Source organism: Sphingobacterium micropteri (assembly GCF_014692515.1).
Classification (GTDB): Bacteria; Bacteroidota; Bacteroidia; order Sphingobacteriales; family Sphingobacteriaceae; genus Sphingobacterium; species Sphingobacterium micropteri.
In genome coordinates, this window is record NZ_JACOIK010000010.1 from 1 (window position 1) to 23,351 (window position 23,351).

19 protein-coding genes and 1 rRNA gene are annotated in these 23,351 nt (G+C 40.7%); 13 read left to right on the top strand and 7 right to left on the bottom strand.

Annotated features, from left to right (window positions below):
- Positions 1-6 precede the first annotated feature (6 nt).
- The 5 genes from rrf (at position 7) to H8B06_RS14265 (ending at position 7,140) form a co-directional block, all read left to right on the top strand.
- A 5S ribosomal RNA gene (gene rrf, locus H8B06_RS14245) occupies positions 7-118 on the top strand.
- A gap of 135 nt (positions 119-253) precedes the next feature.
- Positions 254-1,312: an efflux RND transporter periplasmic adaptor subunit gene (locus tag H8B06_RS14250; RefSeq protein ID WP_190994943.1), complete on the top strand. Its 1,059-nt coding sequence runs from the start codon at positions 254-256 to the stop codon at positions 1,310-1,312.
- A 12-nt stretch (positions 1,313-1,324) separates the two neighbouring features.
- A complete protein-coding gene (locus H8B06_RS14255; RefSeq protein ID WP_190994944.1) occupies positions 1,325-4,402 on the top strand; it encodes an efflux RND transporter permease subunit in 3,078 nt (1,025 codons plus the stop codon).
- A 4-nt stretch (positions 4,403-4,406) separates the two neighbouring features.
- Positions 4,407-5,711 (top strand): TolC family protein, encoded by a 1,305-nt coding sequence (locus H8B06_RS14260; protein ID WP_190994945.1) that lies wholly within the window; start codon positions 4,407-4,409, stop codon positions 5,709-5,711.
- Between the two features lie 358 nt (positions 5,712-6,069).
- Positions 6,070-7,140, top strand: coding sequence for a formylglycine-generating enzyme family protein (locus H8B06_RS14265; protein WP_190994946.1), 1,071 nt, complete (start codon positions 6,070-6,072; stop codon positions 7,138-7,140).
- Between the two features lie 33 nt (positions 7,141-7,173).
- Here H8B06_RS14265 and carB read toward each other — a convergent pair whose 3' ends face one another.
- Complete coding sequence (carB, locus tag H8B06_RS14270; protein ID WP_190994947.1) at positions 7,174-9,993, bottom strand: carbamoyl-phosphate synthase large subunit; 2,820 nt, start codon at positions 9,991-9,993, stop codon at positions 7,174-7,176.
- A 348-nt stretch (positions 9,994-10,341) separates the two neighbouring features.
- Between carB and H8B06_RS14275 the strand changes: the two genes are divergently transcribed.
- Positions 10,342-10,866: a hypothetical protein gene (locus H8B06_RS14275; protein ID WP_130143340.1), complete on the top strand. Its 525-nt coding sequence runs from the start codon at positions 10,342-10,344 to the stop codon at positions 10,864-10,866.
- 146 nt (positions 10,867-11,012) lie between these two features.
- Entirely contained in the window at positions 11,013-11,894 is an 882-nt protein-coding gene (gene lipA / locus H8B06_RS14280) for a lipoyl synthase (RefSeq protein WP_190994948.1), read from the top strand.
- Between the two features lie 11 nt (positions 11,895-11,905).
- On the opposite strand, the gene H8B06_RS14285 is transcribed toward lipA, so the two are convergent.
- Together H8B06_RS14285 and H8B06_RS14290 are read right to left on the bottom strand one after the other, a co-directional pair.
- The gene (locus H8B06_RS14285; RefSeq protein ID WP_190994949.1) at positions 11,906-13,552 is read right to left on the bottom strand and encodes an amidohydrolase; all 1,647 of its coding nucleotides are present in this window, start codon (positions 13,550-13,552) and stop codon (positions 11,906-11,908) included.
- A 98-nt stretch (positions 13,553-13,650) separates the two neighbouring features.
- Positions 13,651-14,061, bottom strand: a complete 411-nt coding sequence (locus tag H8B06_RS14290) for a BrxA/BrxB family bacilliredoxin (RefSeq protein WP_190994950.1) — start codon at positions 14,059-14,061, stop codon at positions 13,651-13,653.
- A 213-nt stretch (positions 14,062-14,274) separates the two neighbouring features.
- Here H8B06_RS14290 and ahcY point away from each other — a divergent pair, with 213 nt between their 5' ends.
- Complete coding sequence (gene ahcY / locus H8B06_RS14295; RefSeq protein WP_190994951.1) at positions 14,275-15,591, top strand: adenosylhomocysteinase; 1,317 nt, start codon at positions 14,275-14,277, stop codon at positions 15,589-15,591.
- Positions 15,592-15,742: 151 nt separating this feature from the next.
- The gene (locus H8B06_RS14300; RefSeq protein ID WP_190994952.1) at positions 15,743-16,120 is read left to right on the top strand and encodes a hypothetical protein; all 378 of its coding nucleotides are present in this window, start codon (positions 15,743-15,745) and stop codon (positions 16,118-16,120) included.
- On the opposite strand, the gene H8B06_RS14305 is transcribed toward H8B06_RS14300, so the two are convergent.
- The 3 genes from H8B06_RS14305 to upp all read right to left on the bottom strand — a co-directional run bounded on the left by H8B06_RS14305 (position 16,109) and on the right by upp (position 17,894).
- Positions 16,109-16,630, bottom strand: coding sequence for an AAA family ATPase (locus tag H8B06_RS14305; RefSeq protein ID WP_190994953.1), 522 nt, complete (start codon positions 16,628-16,630; stop codon positions 16,109-16,111). The genes H8B06_RS14300 and H8B06_RS14305 overlap by 12 nt on opposite strands.
- A gap of 61 nt (positions 16,631-16,691) precedes the next feature.
- On the bottom strand, positions 16,692-17,165 hold the full coding sequence (locus H8B06_RS14310; RefSeq protein WP_130143333.1) for a ribonuclease H-like YkuK family protein: 474 nt from the start codon (positions 17,163-17,165) through the stop codon (positions 16,692-16,694).
- An 84-nt stretch (positions 17,166-17,249) separates the two neighbouring features.
- Positions 17,250-17,894, bottom strand: coding sequence for a uracil phosphoribosyltransferase (gene upp, locus H8B06_RS14315; protein WP_190994954.1), 645 nt, complete (start codon positions 17,892-17,894; stop codon positions 17,250-17,252).
- Positions 17,895-17,976: 82 nt separating this feature from the next.
- Between upp and uvrB the strand changes: the two genes are divergently transcribed.
- Entirely contained in the window at positions 17,977-20,019 is a 2,043-nt protein-coding gene (gene uvrB, locus H8B06_RS14320; protein WP_190994955.1) for an excinuclease ABC subunit UvrB, read from the top strand.
- 10 nt (positions 20,020-20,029) lie between these two features.
- Here the strand turns inward: uvrB and H8B06_RS14325 are convergent, their stop codons facing one another.
- Entirely contained in the window at positions 20,030-20,458 is a 429-nt protein-coding gene (locus H8B06_RS14325) for a hypothetical protein (RefSeq protein ID WP_190994956.1), read from the bottom strand.
- 122 nt (positions 20,459-20,580) lie between these two features.
- On the opposite strand from H8B06_RS14325, the gene proB reads away from it, so the two are divergent.
- From proB to H8B06_RS14340, 3 genes are read left to right on the top strand one after another with little or no spacing between them, the layout of a single operon-like run.
- Complete coding sequence (gene proB, locus H8B06_RS14330) at positions 20,581-21,615, top strand: glutamate 5-kinase (protein WP_190994957.1); 1,035 nt, start codon at positions 20,581-20,583, stop codon at positions 21,613-21,615.
- A gap of 50 nt (positions 21,616-21,665) precedes the next feature.
- Positions 21,666-22,919: a glutamate-5-semialdehyde dehydrogenase gene (locus H8B06_RS14335; RefSeq protein WP_223857691.1), complete on the top strand. Its 1,254-nt coding sequence runs from the start codon at positions 21,666-21,668 to the stop codon at positions 22,917-22,919.
- On the top strand, positions 22,919-23,323 hold the full coding sequence (locus H8B06_RS14340; RefSeq protein ID WP_190994958.1) for a hypothetical protein: 405 nt from the start codon (positions 22,919-22,921) through the stop codon (positions 23,321-23,323). The genes H8B06_RS14335 and H8B06_RS14340 overlap by 1 nt, the downstream gene beginning before the upstream one ends.
- Positions 23,324-23,351: the final 28 nt, after the last annotated feature.

The window sequence follows — 23,351 nt, forward strand, 5'->3', positions numbered from 1 at the left end:
AGATATTCAGGTGCCTATATCGGCGGTGTCTACCTCTTCCCATTCCGAACAGAGCAGTCAAGCCCGCCAGAGCCGATGGTACTGCCGTAAAAGGTGGGAGAGTAGGTCGGTGCCGGTTTTTATACAGAGCCCCTGCAGTATAACTGCAGGGGCTTTTTTCGTTCCTTTATAATAAGATTTTTACAAGTTAATCCGGTAAAATAGCGGTATCTTGCGGTAATGTATCCCCTTTATATGAAGTTTCAGGATAGTTATGAGTAAGAGATTTGCAACGGTTTTAATTATTGTTTTATTAATAATAGCGGGGCTGGTAGCCTATCGCTTGATGGTGAATAGAGAGAAGGCTGCTGAAAATGTGGCGGGACAGCAGCGAGCGGAATCAAAAGTATATGCTATAGTCGTTTCGGGAAAGCCTTTTTCCGATTTTTTATCACTCTCTGGTTCCATAGAACCTAATGAAGTTATTAATTTACGTTCGGAAATTTCAGGAATTGTGGAAGAGTTAAATTTTTCTGAAGGAGGGAATGTGTCTAATGGACAGATGCTGATTAAGATAAATGATGCAGAATTGAAAGCACAGTTGGCACAAGCTAAAACAAGGAATAGTTTGGCAGCGGAGAATGAACGGAGAGCGAAGCTCCTTCTACAAAAAGAAGCCATCAGCCAAGAAGAATATGATATTGCCAGTGCTGATTATAGGACTGCCGAAGCGCAAATACAGCTTATAGAAGCACAGTTAATCAAAACGGCTATTCGTGCTCCCTTTTCAGGAACAATAGGTCTTCGAAATATTTCTAAGGGGAGCTATATTACACCTACTACTGATATTGCACAACTTGTTGACGTCAGTAAAGTGAAATTGGAGTTTTCGATTCCCGAGCGCTATGCGACCAAAGTAAAAATCGGTTCCTCGGTTCGATTTACCGTGCAGGGTACGAGCGAAGAATATAATGCAAGGATATATGCTGTAGAACCTCTGGTAGAAACAGCAACAAGAACTTTACGCCTTAGAGCATTGGCTGATAATAGAGATAGTCGGCTTATTCCAGGTACATTTGCTAATGTTATTTTTCCACTGGAGACGGTAGAAAATGGCTTGTTGGTGCCAGCAGAAGCGTTAATCCCTATTCAGAACGGAAAAAAAATCTTTATAAAAAAAGACGGTTTAGCAAAGGAGATTTTGGTAGAAACCGGTGCGCGTACTGATGCTGATGTGTTGATTGTGAAAGGTATAAATGAAGGGGATACGGTGTTGACTTCAGGGGTGATGTCATTGCGAGATGGCAACCCTGTAGATGTAACGTTGCGTTAAAGAAGGATTGTAATGAGTTTATCTACATTAAGTATTAAGCGTCCAGTTCTCGCTATTGTTATGAATTTGCTGTTAATCCTTTTTGGGATTATTGGATATACTTTTTTGGGCGTCCGGGAGTATCCCTCCATTGATCCTGCTCAAATTTCTGTGCGAACAAATTATGCTGGGGCAAATGCGGATATTATAGAGTCTCAAATTACAGAGCCACTGGAAAAATCTATTAATTCAATTGATGGTATCCGTAACATTTCATCATCCAGTAGTCAAGGAGCTAGTAATATCACTATCGAATTCAATCTGGATAAGGATTTGGAAGCAGCGGCAAACGACGTACGTGATAAAGTATCGCAAGCCATGCGAAGTTTGCCACAAGATATTGACGCTCCTCCTGTGGTTTCAAAAGCAGATGCGGACTCGGAACCGATTATCACGATGACAGTTCAAAGTACGACAAGAAATGTGTTGGAATTGTCAGACTTTGCAGATAATGTGATCGCACAGCGACTACAAACTATACCGGGTGTGAGTTCGGTACGTATTTGGGGACAACGTAAATACGCGATGCGATTATGGATAGACCCGGTACGTTTGGCATCCTACGGGTTAACGGTGCTTGATGTTCGGACAGCTTTAAATAACCAAAATGTGGAGTTACCGTCAGGTGTATTGACCGGTACAAATACGGAACTAGCGGTCAAGACATTAGGGAATTTAGCCACTGAGGAGGAGTTTAATAACATTATTATTCGAGCAGCGGAAAATCGGGTCGTGCGGATGGCTGATGTAGGAAATGCAGCATTGGAGGCTGAAAATTTTGAAACCAAAATGTCCGATTCGGGATATCCCATGGTTGCCTTAGCGATCATTCCCCAGCCAGGAACAAATTATATCGAGATTGCTGAACAGTTTTACGAAGAGTATGATAAGCTCGAAGAAGATTTACCTCCGGGCTTCGAATTGAATATTGCGATGGATAATACCCAGTTTGTCCGAAAATCAGTTTTCGAAGTAGTCGAGACTTTAATTATTGCGATTATACTGGTCGTATTGATTATCTATGTTTTCTTCCGAGATTGGTCAATAGCTTTCCGTCCATTGATCGATATTCCAGTTTCTTTAATCGCAACTTTCTTTATCATGTACCTTTGTGGTTTTTCTATCAATGTACTGACCTTGCTAGCGATTGTATTGGCTACCGGATTAGTGGTGGATGATGGTATCGTTGTGACAGAAAATATATTTAAGAAGGTAGAAGAAGGTATGTCACCGATCGAAGCTGCTATAAAGGGCTCCAATGAAATCTTCTTTGCTGTCATTTCTATTTCCATTACATTAGCCGCAGTATTTTTACCGGTTATCTTTCTCGAGGGATTTGTAGGCCGCTTGTTTAGAGAATTTGGAGTCGTTATTGGCGCTGCTGTTTTAATTTCGGCTTTTGTGTCCTTATCATTGACCCCTATGCTTAACGCCTACTTAATGAAAGGTGGAGAACAACGTAAATCAAAGTTCTACGACAAAACAGAGCGTTATTTTTTGATCATGAACAAGGAGTATGAACATTCCTTGAAAGGATTCTTAAAGATGAAATGGTTGAGTTTTGTCGTTATTGCTGGATGTTTTGGCCTGATTTATTTCTTTTATTCCGTACTGCCAAAAGAAACAGCTCCATATGATGATAGAAGTTATATTAGATTAAGCGCGACGGCACCCGAAGGAGTATCTTATGATTATATGGATCGTTTTATGACGGAGCTTACTACGCTCATAAATGATTCTATTCCGGAAAAAAAAGTAAGTCTCGTCGTTACCTCTCCGGGGTTTGGTACCGCGTCGGCTAACAGTGGTTTTGTCAGACTAGGATTGGTGCAACCGGAGGAGCGTACACGGACGCAACAGGAGATTGCGGCAGACCTTTCTCGAATGACCCGATCATATTCGGAAGCAAGAGTCTCCGTATCCCAAGAACCCACTATATCCGTTAATAGGCGTGGTGGATTGCCGATTCAATATATTATTCAAGCACCGAACTTCGAAAAATTAGAAGAGAAGATTCCAGAATTCATGGAAGAATTGTCGAGAGATAGGACATTCTCTGTGGTGGATGTTAACTTGAAGTTTAATAAGCCGGAAGTGTATGTAACTATCGACCGTGATCGAGCCCAATCGATGGGTGTTTCCGTATTGGACGTAGCCCAAACGCTACAGATGTCTTTGTCTGGACAACGTTTCGGGTATTTTATGATGAATGGGAAGCAATATCAAGTGATGGGGCAGTTTGATAGAAAGGATAGGGCAACTCCGATGGATCTGGCTGCTGTCTATGTGAAAAATAGTGATGGTCTCCTTGTTCAATTGGATAATATTGTGGAAATAGAAGAGCGAAGTAGTCCACCTCAGTTGTATCACAATAACCGATATATGTCGGCTACTGTATCGGCTGGTTTGGCTCCGGGATATAGTATGGGAGATGGTATCGCTGCTATGGACGACATTAAGGAACGTGTATTGGATGCTACTTTTACAACCGATTTAGGGGGAGAAGCTCGAGATTTTGTTGAAAGTAGTTCGAACACGATGTTCGCCTTTGGATTAGCCGTCTTGCTTATCTTCCTTATCCTTGCAGCCCAGTTTGAAAGTTTTATAGATCCGATTATAATCTTATTAACAGTGCCGATGGCTGTTGGTGGTGCCTTATTTTCATTATGGTTATTTGGACAAAGTTGGAATATTTTTAGTCAGATCGGAACGATTATGTTAATTGGTTTGGTGACAAAAAATGGTATATTGATTGTGGAATTTGCTAACCAGCTGCGCGATCAAGGCTACGAAAAATATCAAGCTGTAGTCAAGGCCTCGGAAGCACGTTTACGCCCTATACTGATGACATCGCTAGCGATTGCGTTGGGTGCTCTGCCTATTGCGCTTTCGCTTGGCGCGGCCTCTACTAGCCGTATAGGCATGGGAGTGGTGATTGTTGGAGGAACGATGTTTTCGTTGATTTTAACCCTATATGTTATTCCTGCTTTTTATTTAATGATGTCGAGGTCTAGAAAAAAACGACCAGAGTTTGATAATATCGAAGAATAGGCTTATGAAGAAAATATTGATTTTGCTGTATGTAAGCATGGGTATCTTCACCATGGCAGTTGGACAAGAATTGTTGAGTGTTCGGCATGCGGTAGAAATTGCATTGGAAAACAATTATGATATACGATTATCTCAAAATGAGTTGCTCGCAGCGAAAGAAAATAAAACCTATGGCAATGCAGGAATGCTTCCTAATGCAACAGCAGACCTTACGCAGAATAACAGTATACAAAATGCGACCCAACTTCAGAATAGCGGCGTTGAACGTTCGTTGAATAATGCCCGAAATAATAACCTAACCTATGGCGTAAATATTGGATGGACGATTTTTGATGGTTTTGGAATGTTTGCCCGCTATGAAAAGTTGCAGGAATTAGAAAAACAAGGCGATCTGCAATTGAAAAGAACTATTCTTGCTACTGTCGGGGATGTTATTACGGTGTATTATACCATCGTGGAACAACAAAATCTGTTGTCGGCATTAGATTCTAGTATTCTTATTTCTAAAGAGCGACTTCGTACAGCGGAAAATAGGTTTTCTATTGGTAAAGCGGCGAAATTGGAAGTGCTGAACGTGCAGGTTAATTTAAACGAGGATATTTCGGCGCGACTTCGACAAGTAGAAACGGTGAAGAATTTAAAGACGATGTTGAATGGTATTCTGGCTAGAGACTTGGATGTGGACTTTATCATCGATACGAATGTGGGTATCGATGAGAGTTTGATATATGGTGATTTACTGGAAAGAGCGGATCAGTTTAATCCCGATTTACAGATTATTATCCTAAATAAAAAACTAGCAGAATTGGATTTGAAGGATATCAAATCCGCACGTTATCCGATAGTGCGTTTAAATGGTGGATATAATTTCTCGCGAACGGAATCCAGCTTAGGGTTCGTTGCACAATCCAATGCTAGAGGATTAACATACGGCCTCACGGCTTCTGTCAATATCTTCGACGGCTTAAACCAACGTCGTAACGAACGTATTGCGAAAATTCAGATCGATAATGCTGCGTTACAAATTGAACAACAACGATTAGCTGTGCAAACCGGTTTGAAAACGGCTTATGAAACTTACTTGACGAATATAGAGCTGGTTAAGCTGGAGGAGAAGAATGAAGATATTGCACGTCAAAATCTTGATATTACACTGGCAAAATATACCATTGGTTCCATTAGTGCCGTAGAATTCAGGGATGCTCAAGAAAATTTTATCAATGCGATTTCCCGATTTAATGCCGCCCAGCTGCAAGCTAAACTATCCGAAATACAGCTAAAAGAACTCGTTGGACAGATTGACTTTTAAATTATACAAAAGAGCGAATTATACACAGATAAAAATTGAGCAAACGTTTGCTTTGCGTTTTTACTTTTTTTTAGATGGGAATACTATTATACTTGTGTTATAAAAGGTATGACAAACCCTTTTTTGATAACCATTTGTTTACTGTCTCACAATATTAAAGGTTATGCGTAATAGACTGTTAGTTTGTTTTAAATAGGTGATTTTAGAGGGGACGCGATTGTTGTCCCCTTTAATGTAAAAACGAAATTTATTACTGCGTGGTCTCGCAGCAGTGATCGTTTGTGATATCTATCTTAAGATACCCATTCTATTATTGGGCATCTTTTATTTTTAAGCTGATTATCTGTATATTAGGCCTATGTTTTCAAGATTCATTTTATTAGCCGTTCTTATATGTATGATGGCCTGTCAGTCGGAAACTAAAACAGGACATAACGAGACGGTAGAAGATTCCGTAGCACTGTGTCATATGGGAGCCATTCCATCGCGTTTTGTACAAAAAACAGATTCTTTTTCGTATGCACCGGGACAAGATGATATGCGAATGGTACGGATTGAGGGTGGTACATTTCAGATGGGATCGTCTAATTTTGATGATGCGCAGCCGATACATGAAGTGAAAGTTTCTTCTTTTTATATGGACGAACATGAAGTTACTAACGCACAATTTAAAACTTTTGTAGAGGCGACGGGATATGTAACCGTAGCTGAACAACCGTTGGATCCAAAAGAATTCCCAGGGGTGGATCCTGCTATGCTTGTTCCTGGATCGGCTGTTTTCGCTGCACCCAAGGAAGTACAGGGATTAAATAATTATATGCAATGGTGGCAGTATATTCCTGGAGCAAATTGGAGACACCCGGACGGGCCAAATAGTTCTATAGCGGATAAGGGAAGCCATCCGGTTACGCAATTGGCTTATCAAGATGCTGAAGCTTATGCCAAATGGGTCGGCAAACGTCTTCCTACGGAAGCAGAATGGGAGTACGCAGCTAAAGCCGGAAAACATCAAGATGAAACGTATTATTGGGGAAGTGAAAAAAAGGAAGATGGAAAATGGTTAGCCAATATATATCAAGGGGACTTTCCTACGCGTAATACGAAAGAAGACGGTTTTGAAACAACGGCTCCGGTAAAATCTTTTCCGCCAAATGCGTATGGTCTATACGATATGGAAGGTAACGTTTGGGAATGGTGTGCTGATTTTTATCGACCAGATTATTATGCAAATAGCCCAAAAGCAAACCCGAAGGGACCGACAGACTCTTATGATCCACAAGAACCGGGTTTAGTGAAACGCGTACAACGAGGGGGCTCATTTTTATGTAATGATCAATATTGTGAACGTTATAAGGCAGGTAGTCGCGGAAAAGGCGAAATAAACAGTCCGACAAATAATGTCGGTTTCCGTTGTGTGAAAGATATATAAAAAATAAACCCGTCTTTAAGACGGGTTTATTTTTTATTGCGCATTCAAGAACATTGACTTTTTATTGTATAGTTCCCTAAAATAAGGATCTTGCAAATCTTTAATAAAACGGATAGCCTCTCCTGTAGATTTCATTTCAGGCCCTAGCTGCTTATCAACTTCTGGGAATTTACTGAATGAGAACACAGGCTCTTTAATGGCAAACCCTTTCAATTTGCGTTCGATTTGAAAGTCTTTCAATTTATTAACGCCTAACATAACCTTGGTGGCGATGTTGATATAAGGTACATCATAAGCTTTTGCGATAAAAGGAACCGTACGAGATGCGCGTGGATTGGCTTCAATAACATATACATCTTCACCTTTCACTGCAAACTGAATATTTAGCAAACCTCGTACCTTTAATGCTTTCGCTAAACGAATAGAGTATTCTTCCATTTTCTGTTGCACATTTTCGGAAAGGCTAAATGGCGGAAGTACAGCAGAAGAGTCTCCTGAGTGAATACCAGCTGGTTCGATGTGTTCCATCATACCAATAATGTGAACGTCTTCACCATCACAGATAGAGTCCGACTCTGCCTCTTCGGCACGGTCGAGGAAATGGTCGATTAAGATTTGATTCCCAGGTAGGTTTTTTAATAGATTAACTACCGCTTTTTCCAAATCCTCATCATTGATGACGATGCTCATTCCTTGTCCGCCCAAAACATAAGAAGGACGTACCAATACGGGGTATCCAACCTCGTTAGCCACCTTTAGGGCTTCTTCAGCAGACGTAGCAACTCCATATTTAGGATAAGGAATGTTTAATTCTTTCAAAAGGTCTGAGAAACGGCCGCGATCTTCTGCCAAGTCCATGTCGTCAAAGGATGTGCCGATAATTTTCACGCCGAGTTCCTGTAAGCGCTCCGCCATTTTTAATGCCGTTTGTCCACCTAATTGTACAATGACACCTTCTGGTTTTTCCAATTCAATAATTTCACGCACATGTTCCCAGAATACCGGTTCGAAATATAGTTTATCCGCCATGTTAAAGTCTGTAGACACCGTTTCCGGGTTACAGTTTACCATGATAGATTCATAACCCGCCTCTTTAGCCGCAATTAGTCCGTGAACACAAGAATAGTCGAATTCGATTCCCTGGCCGATACGGTTTGGGCCAGACCCTAATACGATGATTTTCTTTTTGTCGGAGACTATAGACTCATTTTCGTCCTCGAAAGTAGAATAATAATAAGGTGTGTGTGCTGGGAATTCTGCCGCACAAGTATCTACCATTTTGTAAACACGGTTAATGCCTAACTCTTTTCGGCGTGCATACACGTCATCTTCACTTACGTTACCCAGCAACCAAGAGATTTGCAGGTCAGAATAACCTTTCTGTTTTAATGTAAGAAAGAAATCTCGTGGGATATTATTCAACTGATATCTACGTAATTCTGTTTCCAGTTGTACCAATTCTTGAATCTGTACTAAAAACCATTTATCGATACGCGTTACTTTACGAATGGATTCTAAAGGCACCCCAAGCTCGAAGGCATCTTTGATATGGAATACACGGTCAGCGCTTGGATGTTCTAGACTATCCATGATTTCTTCCAAATTGCGCAATTGACGCCCGTCAGCTCCCAATCCGCCACGGTTTGTTTCCAGGGATTGACATGCTTTTTGTAAAGCCTCTATAAAGGTGCGGCCAATTGCCATAACCTCACCTACAGCTTTCATTTGTAAACCTAACTCTTTATTGGCGCCTTTAAATTTGTCAAAATTAAAGCGTGGAATCTTAACGATAACATAGTCTAATGTAGGTTCAAAGTAAGCAGATGTTGTTTTCGTAATTTGATTCTGAAGTTCATCCAAATTATATCCGATAGCAAGCTTGGCTGCAATTTTTGCGATAGGATAACCAGTCGCTTTTGACGCTAATGCCGAAGATCGTGATACACGGGGGTTAATTTCGATCGCAATAATGTCTTCATTTTCAGGGTTTACAGAAAACTGGACGTTACATCCGCCCGCAAAGGTACCGATAGAACGCATCATGCGGATGGCATGATTACGCATATCTTGGTAACATTTGTCGCTCAACGTCATACCAGGAGCCACTGTAATAGAGTCGCCGGTGTGGATACCCATTGGGTCAAAGTTTTCAATGGTACAAATAATGATAACATTGTCGTTACTATCACGTAATAACTCTAGCTCAAATTCTTTCCATCCTAATACAGCCTGTTCTACTAATACTTCGTGCGTAGGAGAAGCATGCAAACCTCTGTTTAGCGCAGCATCAAATTCTTCTTTTCTGTGAACAAATCCACCTCCTGTACCCGCTAATGTATAAGATGGACGGATAACCAGTGGATAACCTATTTCCTGTGCAGCTTCTTTACCTTCCAAGAAAGAGTTGGCAATTTTAGACTTTGCAACGCCTACACCGATATCCACCATCAATTGACGAAACTCCTCGCGATTTTCCGTTTTTTCAATAGCAGCTACGTCAACTCCGATGACTTTCACGTTGTACTTTTCCCATAGACCAATATTGGAGGCTTCTATACAAAGGTTTAAAGCTGTTTGTCCACCCATGGTAGGAAGTACAGCATCAATTTTTTGTTCTTGAAGAATCTTTTCGATGCTCTCACAAGTAAGTGGTAACAAGTAAACATGATCTGCAATAACCTTGTCAGTCATGATTGTTGCAGGATTAGAATTGATAATGGACACTTCGATGCCCTCTTCCTTTAAAGAAAGAGCAGCTTGTGATCCAGAATAATCAAATTCACAGGCTTGACCGATAACGATAGGACCTGAACCAATAATTAAAACGGAGTTGATGGAGGTGTTTCTAGGCATTATTTCTCTTGTTCAAAAAATTAATTATCAATTTGTTGTGTAGACAAAAGCAACGAAAATGCCTTTTAGAGGAGAGTATTCCGACTGCTTTGTCGGAGTGCAAAGTTACATTTTTTTTGATAAAAATATGTTTTTTTTAAAACTAATGTTTTTCTTTTGATACATTATGAATATGGAGTGACCCTATTTTAAAATACCGGTTTACCAGTATTTTTTTCGACGCTGTAGTTTTCTAGCTTTGTTTTATCCATTAATAACGATAGATCTTTATTGAAAGATATTAATGGAACAGTTTTTGATATTGGCAGTCAATAAAAAGAATTAGTATTTAATAAATTAAAAAAGATTATGAGGAAAATTACGTTAGCTTTTGTTGCAGTATTATTTGCTGCTGGTGCTTTTGCGCAAGATTACAAAAATTCAATCGGTATCCGTTTTGGTAGTGGAGATTATGATTTGGTTTCTGCGGCTTTCAAAACGTTCTTAAATAACGGACCTGGTGCTCTGGAATTTGACTTAGGATTTAGAACCGATAAAAGTGGAGATCGCTATTTTGGTAACCAGTTGAAATGGACGAATGTATCCTTATCAGGAGCTTATCAACACCATTTCCCGATTCCGAATGTGGAAGGATTTAAGTGGTTTGTAGGCGGTGGTGCTGTTTTGTCTAATACCTTTGTTAGCGGTGATTATGATATTGACGGAGGTTTTAATGCAGGTATTTTCCCTACGGGCGGTGTAGATTATAAATTGAAAAATGCGCCATTTGCTTTTTCGGCGGATGTTCGCCCTACTTTTCATATCGTAAATGGTTATGATTATTATAGTGGGTTCTATTTCAACGGAGGTTTAACGGCTCGTTATACATTCTAAGAAAAGATAACAATATTAATAGCTCAGGAAAAGAGATCCTTCATGGATCTCTTTTTTTATATTTACGATGCCTTTATATTCAAAATGGGATAACCCTGACAATCCACCTACCTCTTTTTTAGGAGAATAATGTGTAACTTTGTGACATGATTGAACTACCTGTAATTTCAGCGGCTGAAACACAACGTAAGCCAGATTGGTTGCGTGTGAAGTTACCTGTGGGTAAAGAATACCGTCATGTACGAAGCCTTGTGGATGAACACAAATTACACACCATATGTGAAAGTGGAAATTGTCCGAATATGGGGGAATGTTGGGGTGCAGGTACAGCTACCTTTATGATATTGGGTAACATTTGTACGCGTTCTTGTTCGTTTTGTGCGGTGGCAACAGGTCGTCCTTTGGCTGTAGATATGGACGAACCGAATCGTGTGGCAACGTCAGTAAAGCTGATGCAGGTAAAACATTGTGTGATTACATCGGTGGATCGTGACGATTTAAAGGACGGAGGCTCTACGATATGGGCAGAAACGGTTAATGCCATTCGCCGGGAAAGTCCTGAAACGACTTTAGAGACGTTGATTCCTGATTTTAAGGGACAGTGGGATAATCTGGATCGCGTGTTAGCAGTGCGTCCGGAGGTTGTTTCGCATAACTTGGAAACAGTAAGAAGATTAACACGTGAAGTACGTATCCAAGCAAAATATGATCGTTCGTTGGAATGCCTACGTCGTATATCCGAAGCAGGTTTACGGACGAAATCCGGTATTATGCTTGGTTTTGGAGAGACAGAGGAAGATGTTATCGAAGCGATGCAAGATTTATACAACGTAGGGGTGCATATTCTCACGGTGGGTCAATATCTGCAACCGACAAAAGCCCATCACCCTGTAGTGGAATGGATTACACCTGCTCAATTTGAAAAATATAAACAGATCGGTTTAGATATGGGTTTCAAATATGTTGAGTCGGGACCTTTGGTGCGTTCTTCCTATCACGCTGAAAAACATTTATTTGATATGCAGTAACTGTATAGTAATCATTGACGTAAAAAGACAGTTTCTCCTGCAATTACAGTGCGTAACGTTTTGATATCACGTAACTGATTATCGGGAGCTGTCATGATGTCCTCGTCCAATATAACGAAATCGGCATCTTTTCCACGTTCAATGCTACCGCGTTTCTTTTCTTGAAAGCAGGAGAAAGCTGCCCATATGGTCATCCCCCGCAACGCTTGTTCTCTTGTTATGGCGTTTTCAATTTGAAAGCCGCCAACTGGAAATCCATTTTTATCGACACGGGCTACAGCGGCATGAAAACCATATAGCGGATTGAAATGCTCCACAGGAAAATCACTTCCCAAAGCCAGTTTTCCGTACTGATCCAACAATGTATTATAAGCATAAGCACCTTTTATCCTGTCCGTGCCCAAACGGCTTTCAGCCCAATACATGTCGGAAGTTGCATGAGTAGGTTGGACTGAAGGAATAATATGAAATTGGGCAAATTTTGAGAAATCATCAGGAGATACTACCTGTGCATGCTCGATTCGCCATCTTTTCTTTTCGCCGTTTTTTAAATATTTACCATAGGTATCTAATATTAGTCTGTTTGCAGAGTCTCCGATAGCATGTGTGCTGATCTGGAAAGGTGTTCTGGCGATTCTTCTGATCATATCATCCAGTTCTTTTGGACTCTGCAAAAGAAATCCTTGTGAAAGGGAATCGTCGCTATAAGGTTTAAGTAGGCAGGCCCCACGGGAACCCAATGCGCCATCAGCCATTAGCTTCACAGAACGAATAGTTAAACGTTCGGACTCATAGATCCCTTCCCGAATATACCGCTCAATATCGCGAGCATTTCCGCCAATCATCGCATAGTTTCTTATTTTTAAGGAGTCCTGCTGATAAAATTTCTTAAGGTGTTCCAATTCTTCCAAAGAAAGCCCTGCTTCCACGATAGACGTTAGTCCAACAGAAAACAAGGAATCTTGTGCTTTACGTAGTCCCCATAATAAATGGTGTTCCTCTAGTACTGGAATATGACGGGACACTAATTCCATAGCGTTGTCTATTAATATGCCCGTCAAGTTACCCACGCTGTCGACAGCCATTAGGCCTCCCGGTACGGGGCGGGTGGTATCTAATTGTGCTAGATGCAATGCTTGACTGTTTACTAGCGCTGTATGATAATCGACGCGTGAAAGGAAAACCGGTGTTTCGGGGAAATATTTGTCTAGACTGTCTTTCGTTGGGAAACTTTTTTCTTCCCATAAATTCTGATCCCATCCACTTCCGATAATCCAGCGTTTATCTGGATTTTCTTGTTGATAAGTGACGAGTTTAGAGATGATTTCATCATAGGACTTTGTACCGCTAAGATTAACCTGTCCCAACATATCTGCCAACATTAAAAAGTGGGCGTGGGCATCATAAAAGCCAGGATAGATAGTTTTTCCACCGGCGTCGATAACTTCTTTTGCTACGTATTTTCCCCGGATTTCTGCCGAAGTACCTATATCCACAAATATTCCCCCTTTTATTGCAAATGCTTCTTTTTGAGAAAATACAGAATCTACCGTGTATACTTTTGCGTTATACACGATAAGATCGACCTCTTTATTTGTTGTACAGCGAACCATAAGAAACGATAAAGAAAGCAATAAGATGGCGTAAAACAGCTTCATGGGACAACTTGTGGTTTTATAATATATGTTGCAAAAGAAAAAAGCTCTCCAATAGAACACAGGAGAGCCTTTTTTATTCAAAAATCAAAATGTGATGATTAGCAGTACTCGTCGAAAGCAGCTATAAGATTATCTGCAATCATCTGTGCAGGTCGTCCTTCTATCATATGTCTTTCGATCATGTGTACCAATGTACCATCTTTGAACAAGGCCATCGCTGGTGAAGAAGGCGGATATGGAAGCATATATTCTCGAGCTTTGTCCACGGCATCCTTTTCCATACCAGCAAAAACAGTTACCAATTTGCTCGGTTTCTTTCCATTTTCTACTGCATAACGTGCGGCAGGACGCGCATTTGCTGCAGCACATCCACAAACAGAGTTAACCACCACAAATACAGTTCCTTCGGAAGGAATTGCTGTATCTACTTCTTCTACTGTTTTTAATTCCTCAAATCCCGCGTCTACCAACTCTTGGCGCATAGGAGCTACTAAATATTCCGGATACATCTTTCTTTCTCTTTATAAATAAAAGTTAAAATACAGGCAGGAGATTAACATGCATACATCTCGTTGCCGTTTAACAAAGATAACGGATTATCCGTCGCCAATCAAGAGATTATCCTCAAGATAATGTCAGATTTAAGGGAATATTAGGACTATCTTTTTGATTTGAGTTGGGTATCAGCTATTTTTGTATTTCTTTAAAAAAATTAGAATAATATGTCAACAGTTGAAACAACGTATGTTCCTTACAAAGTAAAAGACATTTCTTTAGCGGAGTGGGGAAGAAAAGAAATAGAATTGGCGGAAGCCGAAATGCCCGGCTTGATGAGCCTGCGCCAAGAATACGGATCTTCTAAGCCATTAAAAGGTGCTCGGATTGCGGGTTGTTTACACATGACGATACAAACAGCTGTATTGATAGAGACTTTGGTGGAATTGGGGGCCGAGGTGAGTTGGTCGTCGTGTAATATCTTTTCGACGCAGGATCATGCTGCAGCTGCTATTGCCGCAGCTGGCATCCCGGTTTATGCCTGGAAAGGATTAACGGAAGAAGAGTTTAATTGGTGTATCGAGCAAACGTTATTTTTCGGAGAAGAACGTAAACCATTGAACATGATTTTAGACGATGGTGGAGATTTAACAAATATGGTGTTTGATAAATTTCCCGAGTTAATTGACGAAATTAAAGGATTATCGGAAGAGACAACTACCGGTGTTCACCGTCTTTATGAGCGATATAAAAAAGGTACGTTACATTTGCCGGCAATTAATGTAAACGACTCTGTGACAAAATCGAAATTTGATAATAAATATGGGTGTCGTGAATCGTTAGTAGATGCTATTCGTCGTGCGACCGATCTGATGTTAGCCGGAAAAATCGCAGTCGTAGCGGGGTATGGTGACGTGGGGAAAGGATCAGCCGAATCATTGCGTTCGGCAGGTGTGCGTGTTATCGTCACGGAAATTGATCCAATCTGCGCATTGCAAGCTGCAATGGAAGGCTTTGAAGTGAAGAAAATGGCAGATGCAGTAAAAGAAGCCAATATCGTTGTTACCACGACCGGTAATAAAGATATTATTCGTGCGGATCATTTTAAAGCAATGAAAGATAAAACGGTAGTGTGTAATATCGGACACTTTGATAACGAAATTGATGTTGCTTGGTTAAATAATAATTATGGCGATACAAAAGTGGAGATAAAACCGCAAGTGGATAAGTATACGGTAGATGGGAAAGATATTATCTTATTGGCAGAAGGTCGTTTGGTGAATTTGGGCTGTGCAACTGGCCACCCGTCTTTTGTGATGTCAAATTCATTTACCAACCAAACATTAGCACAGATTGAGTTGTGGACGAACAACGGTCAATATGAGAAAAAAGTGTATACGCTCCCTAAGCATTTAGATGAAAAAGTGGCACGTTTGCACTTAGCACATATCGGTGTAGAACTGGATACCCTAACGGAAGACCAAGCTGCTTATATTGGAGTAACTGTGGAAGGGCCATATAAACCCGAAGCGTATCGTTATTAAGAAAGGTAACGAAATAAAAAATCCTGTCGGATATCCGACAGGATTTTTTTATCTTTAGTGTATGAGAATATGGAAAATGACGCTTCCTATAATGCTGATGCTGTGCTTAGCGTCTTGTTCTTTTTTGTATCCGATAATACTTGTAAACCAAATGGATAAGGATCTCGTATTTGAAGCTACGTTCAAGAATATAGCCGATACTTCTCAATTGCATTTGACATATGTAGCCACGGCTGATTTAGATGATGAATACAAATATGCCGAACGTCATAGCAGAGACCAAAAGTTGCCTTACCAATTACTAGAGCATGATAAGATTCAGTTCATTATTCCTGCGGACTATACTGTACGCATTATTTCCAGAAGAAATGGAAGGCCTGATTACTTTAAAGAATGTAAAATTACAGTTGATGAGAAGCAGCTGGTGTTAGATGGTGAGGCGTTACAGGGTATGCTGAAACGCAGGCGAAGTTTTGACATTATAGGGATGAAGAAGTATCTTAAAATAAATCGTGCCCTATTTCGCTAGCGATATAAAATCTACAGCATTTATACCATTTTTTAACCGTTCATCACCTATTCCCGAAATAATTTTATATGAAGCGTGCAACGCTTCCAATTCTTGTTTCCAAATACGTATGAAATGTTCTCGTTGCTGGGGAAAATCCCGTAACGGGTCATCTTCCCATGGCAGATCAATGTCCATAAGTAAATAAAAATCGTATTTTCTAGTTTTGATTTCGTTCGTCACTTCTTTGGGAGTGTCGCCAAAAAGATGGTCGCACCAAATTTTTACAGTTAGCATCGTGGTATCACAAACCAGTACATTGTTTTTTGCTAAAGGAATCAACGCCTCTTCTAGTGCGATCTGCCCGTAAAACATATTCACTTCATCTTGTAACGTATATTTTCTGTTGAGATTTCTGCAATAATAGCGGGCATATTCCGGTACACATATTGTGCCGAGTATCTGTGCGAGATGCTGTGCCATTGTTGATTTTCCGGTGGATTCGGGACCGACAACAGCAATTTTCTTCATATCAATCAAAGTATAATCGTTTTTACAATTATACTAAAACCTGCCGAAAGAATCTAATCGACTATTGTACCATTTTATTGGCACAATTTGTACTGGCGAATGACTCTGGCTTAGCACGGAATTGAAATCCCATGCCCATAATATATCCCATCGCTTCTTTTAGTGCGATATTAGATTCGAAATTGGGATTAGTGTTAATATCTGCGTGCACTTCAAGGTCGATATGGTATTGGTCAAGAAGTGGACATAATTGGTAAGCGACATCGATAGACTTTTGGACTTCGGTAAGCATACGTTCTTTAATACGTAGCCGACGGGTGATTTTGTCGCGGTTGATGAACATGAAACCACCTTTATATTCACGCAGGAAGACAATGACGGTGGCAAATTCAACTATTCCTCGCTTTACTTGCGAATCTGTACCTATGTACACCTTTAGTTTATTGCCAAGGTGGGTTTCCCGTTGGATAATGTCTTCAACAGCATCGTTGATGGACGTGCGGATCTTTTCGCCATTGTATTTTTGCCAAACCATAGTTGATGATATTTTTGAATAAAAATAATGTTATGTTGTTCATTTTGTGTTAATTGCGTTTTATGTTTTTGTTATAATATTAAACTATTCTTTATTCCCATAGGCTAAATCACCTGCGTCGCCTAGTCCTGGAACAATATAGGACTTGGATGTCATTTCATTGTCTACATCGCCTACCCAAAGGTGGGCTTCGGGGAGAAACGCACGTACATGCTGGAGTCCCTCTTCCGAGGCAATGGCAACTGCTATATGAAGCTCCTTGATGTTGTATTCGGCGAGTAAATCTTTACAGCAAAGCACCAAACTTCGTCCCGTTGCGAGCATGGGATCTGCCATAATGAGGATCCGCTCATCAAGATTAGGTGTGTTGACGTATTTTTTGTGTACTTCCATTTCCCCGCTTTTTTTGGTATGTCTGTACGCGGCAAAAAAAGCACTATCGGCGTGATCAAACACATTTAACATACCTTGATGGAAAGGTAAACCTGCCCGCATGATAGTTGCTAAAATGGGCTGCTCTTGCAAAATTTGGTGAGATGCAATTCCTAATGGTGTTTGGACGGTTACAGGTTCGTAATCCAGTGTTTTACTTATCTCATAGGCAATAATTTCTCCCAGACGTTCTAAATTCCGTCTAAAGCGCATCCGGTCTTGTTGAATGTTAATATCTCGCAATTCCACTAAATAGTGGTTGGCAATGCTATTTTCTTTGGTCAGAATTGTCACCATAGCTGTATATTTGATAGCAGCAATTTAGTAAATTAAGTGCCTTTTTCCTAACTTTATATTTCCATAAACGGAAGATTCTTTCATGAAATTCAAATTGACATCAGAATACAGACCTACGGGAGACCAGCCACAAGCTATCAAGGAATTAGTATTAGGGATAGCACAGCAGGATCAATATCAGACTTTACTAGGTGTGACGGGTTCGGGAAAAACATTTACGATTGCTAATGTTATACAGGAGACGCAGCGTCCGACACTTATTTTAAGTCATAATAAAACCTTGGCTGCGCAGCTTTACGGAGAATTTAAGCAGTTTTTTCCTGAAAATTCAGTCAACTATTTTGTGTCTTATTATGATTACTATCAACCAGAAGCTTTTATAGCTTCTTCGAATACGTATATCGAGAAAGATTTGGCCATAAACGAAGAGATTGAAAAACTACGTTTGGCAACGACTTCTGCGTTAATGTCGGGACGCCGAGACGTCATTGTCGTGTCTTCCGTATCTTGTATATATGGTATGGGGAATCCGGATGATTTTTCACGTTCCATTTTTCGTTTTTCGGTAGGGATAACTATCAGTAGAAATGCATTTCTGCATCGATTGGTGGAAATACTCTATGCGCGGACAACGAGTGATTTTAAACGTGGAACCTTTCGGGTGAAAGGGGATGTTGTGGACGTGTTTCCGGCTTATTTGGACCATGCTTTTCGGATTTCTTTTTTTGGAGACGAAATTGACGAGCTAAGCGAAATTGATCCTGTTTCGGGACAAACAATTTCCAAAATGGAAGACGTCGCCTTGTTTCCTGCAAATTTGTTTGTAACTCCCAAGGAGAAATTTACCCAATCTATTTGGGCTATACAAGAGGAACTCGAACAGCGTAAGGCACAGTTGGAAGGAGACGGGAAATTGTTGGAAGCTAAACGCCTGGAAGAGCGTGTGAATTACGATTTAGAGATGATGCGGGAACTGGGTTACTGTTCCGGTATTGAGAATTATTCTCGTTTTTTTGATGGACGCCAAGCAGGTATGCGACCATTCTGTCTATTAGATTATTTTCCAGAGGACTATCTTTTAGTGATAGATGAAAGTCATGTTACCTTGCCTCAACTGCGGGCTATGTATGGTGGTGACCGTTCGCGAAAAATTTCGTTAGTTGAGCACGGATTTCGATTACCTGCAGCATTAGATAATCGGCCCCTTAACTTTCCGGAATTTGAATCGTTAACAAACCAAACGATTTATGTTTCGGCAACGCCGGGCGATTATGAATTGCAACAAACCGAGGGTGTGGTGGTAGAGCAGGTTATTCGTCCTACTGGTTTGTTGGATCCCATTATTGAAGTACACCCCGCCATTAATCAGGTGGATGATTTTCTGGAAGAAGTAGATAAGACAATCAAAGAGGGCGGACGTGTGTTGGCAACTACATTGACCAAGCGCATGGCGGAAGAATTGACCAAATATATGAGCCGATTGCATATTAAGGTACGTTATATCCACTCCGAAATAAAGACATTAGAACGCGTAGAAATCTTGCGCGGGCTGCGATTGGGCGAATTTGATGTATTAGTAGGTGTGAACCTTCTGCGTGAAGGACTGGATCTGCCAGAGGTAACCTTAGTGGCTATTTTAGATGCGGATAAAGAAGGATTTCTACGATCCGAGCGGTCATTGATCCAGACTATCGGTCGGGCGGCTCGTAACGATAAGGGGCGCGTTATTATGTATGCCGATCAAATGACGGAGAGTATGCGGGTGACGATTGAGGAGACCAACCGACGACGAGAAAAACAAATTGCTTATAACGAGGAGCATGGAATCGTGCCACGAACAGTAGGCAAAACGCGGGATGAGATTTTAGAACAGACTTCGGTGGCTGATTTTAAACCGGGTGAGGCTAAAGCTTATGTAGAACCTGATTCGGCAGCACTTCTAGCGGCTGACCCCGTAATGGAATATTTAGGTCATAAAGAGATGAAAAAGGCAATCGATAACGTCCGAAAAAAAATGGAAAGAGCGGCGAAAGATTTGGATTTTCTGGAAGCCGCAAAGCTGCGTGACGAAATGTTCGCTATGGAGAAACTATATAAGGAACGATTTGGAGAAGAAATAATGTAACGATTTTACGTTATTTCTTCTCTTCATAAAGTACTTCCTCTTGATGAATCAATGACCAACAGTGGTTTTCTTCTATCAACTTATAATTATTATTAGCGTATAAATGAGGAGCGACGCTGTCCAATAATATACTCTCCTCTTCTTCATTTATGAATAGCTCTGCCTTTTGCTTCAAGGAATCCATTAAAACGAAAGCTGCAGTTTCAAAATTGGTCGACGTGTCTGTGACGTTCATAGTGATGGTGCCTTCCCACGGACGGATACATTCTTCTTTAATTTTCGACCAGGTATAGCCCGCGGAAACGAGGCAACCGTGTTTGTCTTTAACCCCACCAATCGGAGGGAGTGAGGACGAACTATCATTTGATGTATCTTTCTGAACAGAACCTTGACAAGAGAAAAGTACAACTGAAATCAATAGGAATGTGATATGCTTCATGATGGTGTCTTTTTACGAATAGATGTTCATAAACCATACCAAAGTCTGATTTAAATAATGGATAATTTGCTACATTTACATTTCTTTAAACAAATTATTTTGTTTTTCAAATTGCTAAATAAATGAAGAAGCCTGTACTGGTTATAAAATTTGGTTCCGCTGCAATTACAACCAAAGAGGGAGATGTAGACGAACGCATTGTGTTGGAAATTGCTCGGCAGACAGCGCAACTGCAGTCGAAATATAATATCGTTCTGGTATCGTCAGGTGCGGTTGCAGCTGGAAAAAAATATTTAAAGAATTATGATGGTAGTTTGTCGGCGCGAAAGGCCGCTGCGGCTATCGGAAATCCGCTACTTGTTCGTACCTATAGTACGTATTTTAAACCTTTTAATATTGCGTTAGCGCAAAGTCTGTGTGAAAGACAACATTTTGCGAATAGAGCACAGTTTCTTCAACTCAAGGATACATATCAGGAACTTTGGAAGAATAATATCATTCCTATTGCCAACGAAAACGATGTGGTGAGTAATAAAGAACTCAAATTTTCCGACAATGATGAACTGGCAACCTTAATAGCGGTCGGATTTGGTGCGGAACAATTGCTGTTTAGTACGTCGGTTCCGGGGGTATTGGATGCGAAAGGAAAGGTTATTGCACAAATATCCTCTGTTGATAAAGACATATTCTCCGTCGTGAAAAAAGAAAAATCGGCTGTTGGTTTAGGAGGAATGACATCCAAGCTTAATTTCGCACGACTGGCAAATCAAATGGGCATACAAACCGTTATCTTCAGTATGCAAACGGAAGATGGAATCTTAAAAGCCGTAAAGGGCGAGACCGGTACGGTTTGTTTACCCCAGAAAAAAAAGGTATCTTCGAGGAACAAGTGGCTTGCAACGGGTAGTCTTATCAAAGCATTGGTGCATGTGGATGAAGGGGCAGCGACTGCCATTCAAAATCGTAAAAGCCTATTGGCTGTAGGGGTATTAACTATCAATCAAGCCTTGGAAACAGGAGAGGTTTTTCAGATAGCTAACGAAAATGGAGAGGTGTTTGCCGTGGCAAAATCAAAAATTGATGTCTTAGATGTGGAATCAATTCGCAAGAAAAAGAATGTAGCAATAGCACATGCCGATGATATTGTGCTGTTGTGATTTGTACTTAGTTTGTAATATATAAAATAAAAAGGAAAGGGATTTTTTAGATGATGAAGGAAAGTATACAAGAAGAATTAAAGGCAGCTCATGAAGCTACTATAGCCGTTAAGCGTTTGACTGATAATGCAAAGCAACAGTTGTTGCAAGATATAGCTGGTTCCTTGGAGCAGCGGGTAGAAGACATTATCCGGGAGAATAAGAAAGACTTGGAGCGTATGGATAAGGAAGATCCGCGATACGATCGATTATTGTTGGATAGCCATCGGATTTTGGCATTATCAGCTAGCCTGATCGATGTTGCAAATCTACCTGATCCGACAGGATTATTGATTTCCCGAAAAGAACTCGAGAACGGATTGTTAGTAGAGAAGAAAACCGTTCCTCTAGGTGTGGTTGGTGTTATTTATGAATCTAGACCAAACGTCACAGTAGATGTGGCCGCATTATGTATACGATCGGGAAATGTGTGTGTATTACGTGGAGGGTCAGATGCTTGGTATACAAACAGTGTGTTGGTAGAGATTATACAAGAGGAGCTACGTCGACATCAATTAAACATACATATTGTACAATTATTGCCGACGGACAGAGCATTTGTAAGTGAGTTGCTTTCTGCTACGCAATATGTGGATATCATTATCCCTCGAGGGTCGCAAGCGCTTATAGATTTGGTCCGTGAACAAGCCAAAGTACCCGTTATTGAAACGGGAGCGGGCGTATGTCATACCTATGTGGAACGTTCGGGTGATCTGGAAAAGGCAGCAAAAATTATTGCGAATGCCAAAATACAGCGACCATCGGTATGTAATGCGTTGGATACGGTTTTGGTCGATCGCGAAGTAGCGAACGACCTTCTTGGTAGGGTTGTTCCCTATTTTAAAGATAGTAGCGTGAAAATTTATGCAGATAAAACGGCGTATTCCATTTTACAAGAACTCGGTTATCCGCTGTTGGAATTAGCTAAAGAAGAAGATTTTGGACGAGAGTTCCTATCGCTGCAATGTTCTGTCAAGGTGGTAGAAGATTTCGATGAGGCCTTAGCACATATAGCAGAGCATTCCTCTAAACATTCGGAATGTATTGTCTCAACAGATACAGAACGCATCAATACCTATATGGATACGGTGGATGCAGCTGCGGTTTATACGAATGCATCTACACGATTCACAGACGGTGGTGCTTTTGGACTTGGAGCTGAAATAGGTATCTCTACACAAAAGCTCCACGCTAGAGGGCCGTTCGCTTTAGAGAAATTGGTAACAGAGAAGTGGTATATTACCGGTGACGGACAGACGAGATAATGGGTATTCGATATGAGAAAGATACGATCCTGAACTGGATTAATGAGATGGGCAAATTTTTGCGCTTGCTCGTTGATAAATATGAGGCTTTTGATGAACCGGTGGAACCCACTATCATAGAGGAAGGCTATCATCATTTTTTTGGAAAGGAGCGGAGTTGGATGTTGGGACTCTCTCAAGACGAACTTTTGACTTATGTAGAGCAGGAGTTGGAGACAGAACAGATTCGTCCATTAGCTTTACTTTTCTTGCAAGATGCATTACAGAGTCCTGTGGATGATACACAACAGCAGCTCCTACGTTATTCAAAGTTTCTCTTGGAACATGTGTCACAGAAATTGGGTAGCTTTTCCTTTGAAGATTACGGGAATCTGACACTTATACACAAAAGATTACAGAAATGAGCGGTCGTTTCATTTTGAAAAACAAAAT

Coding starts and splice junctions, on each gene's coding strand:
- carB (WP_190994947.1), bottom strand. CDS start 9,993: ATGCCTAGAAACACCTCCATCAACTCCGTTTTAATTATTGGTTCAGGT.
- H8B06_RS14285 (WP_190994949.1), bottom strand. CDS start 13,552: ATGAAGCTGTTTTACGCCATCTTATTGCTTTCTTTATCGTTTCTTATG.
- H8B06_RS14300 (WP_190994952.1), top strand. CDS start 15,743: ATGGATAAGGATCTCGTATTTGAAGCTACGTTCAAGAATATAGCCGAT.
- H8B06_RS14340 (WP_190994958.1), top strand. CDS start 22,919: ATGGGTATTCGATATGAGAAAGATACGATCCTGAACTGGATTAATGAG.
- H8B06_RS14260 (WP_190994945.1), top strand. CDS start 4,407: ATGAAGAAAATATTGATTTTGCTGTATGTAAGCATGGGTATCTTCACC.
- lipA (WP_190994948.1), top strand. CDS start 11,013: ATGATTGAACTACCTGTAATTTCAGCGGCTGAAACACAACGTAAGCCA.
- H8B06_RS14310 (WP_130143333.1), bottom strand. CDS start 17,165: ATGGTTTGGCAAAAATACAATGGCGAAAAGATCCGCACGTCCATCAAC.
- H8B06_RS14250 (WP_190994943.1), top strand. CDS start 254: ATGAGTAAGAGATTTGCAACGGTTTTAATTATTGTTTTATTAATAATA.
- H8B06_RS14255 (WP_190994944.1), top strand. CDS start 1,325: ATGAGTTTATCTACATTAAGTATTAAGCGTCCAGTTCTCGCTATTGTT.
- H8B06_RS14275 (WP_130143340.1), top strand. CDS start 10,342: ATGAGGAAAATTACGTTAGCTTTTGTTGCAGTATTATTTGCTGCTGGT.
- uvrB (WP_190994955.1), top strand. CDS start 17,977: ATGAAATTCAAATTGACATCAGAATACAGACCTACGGGAGACCAGCCA.
- H8B06_RS14335 (WP_223857691.1), top strand. CDS start 21,666: ATGATGAAGGAAAGTATACAAGAAGAATTAAAGGCAGCTCATGAAGCT.
- H8B06_RS14290 (WP_190994950.1), bottom strand. CDS start 14,061: ATGTATCCGGAATATTTAGTAGCTCCTATGCGCCAAGAGTTGGTAGAC.
- H8B06_RS14305 (WP_190994953.1), bottom strand. CDS start 16,630: ATGAAGAAAATTGCTGTTGTCGGTCCCGAATCCACCGGAAAATCAACA.
- ahcY (WP_190994951.1), top strand. CDS start 14,275: ATGTCAACAGTTGAAACAACGTATGTTCCTTACAAAGTAAAAGACATT.
- proB (WP_190994957.1), top strand. CDS start 20,581: ATGAAGAAGCCTGTACTGGTTATAAAATTTGGTTCCGCTGCAATTACA.
- H8B06_RS14265 (WP_190994946.1), top strand. CDS start 6,070: ATGTTTTCAAGATTCATTTTATTAGCCGTTCTTATATGTATGATGGCC.
- upp (WP_190994954.1), bottom strand. CDS start 17,894: ATGGTGACAATTCTGACCAAAGAAAATAGCATTGCCAACCACTATTTA.
- H8B06_RS14325 (WP_190994956.1), bottom strand. CDS start 20,458: ATGAAGCATATCACATTCCTATTGATTTCAGTTGTACTTTTCTCTTGT.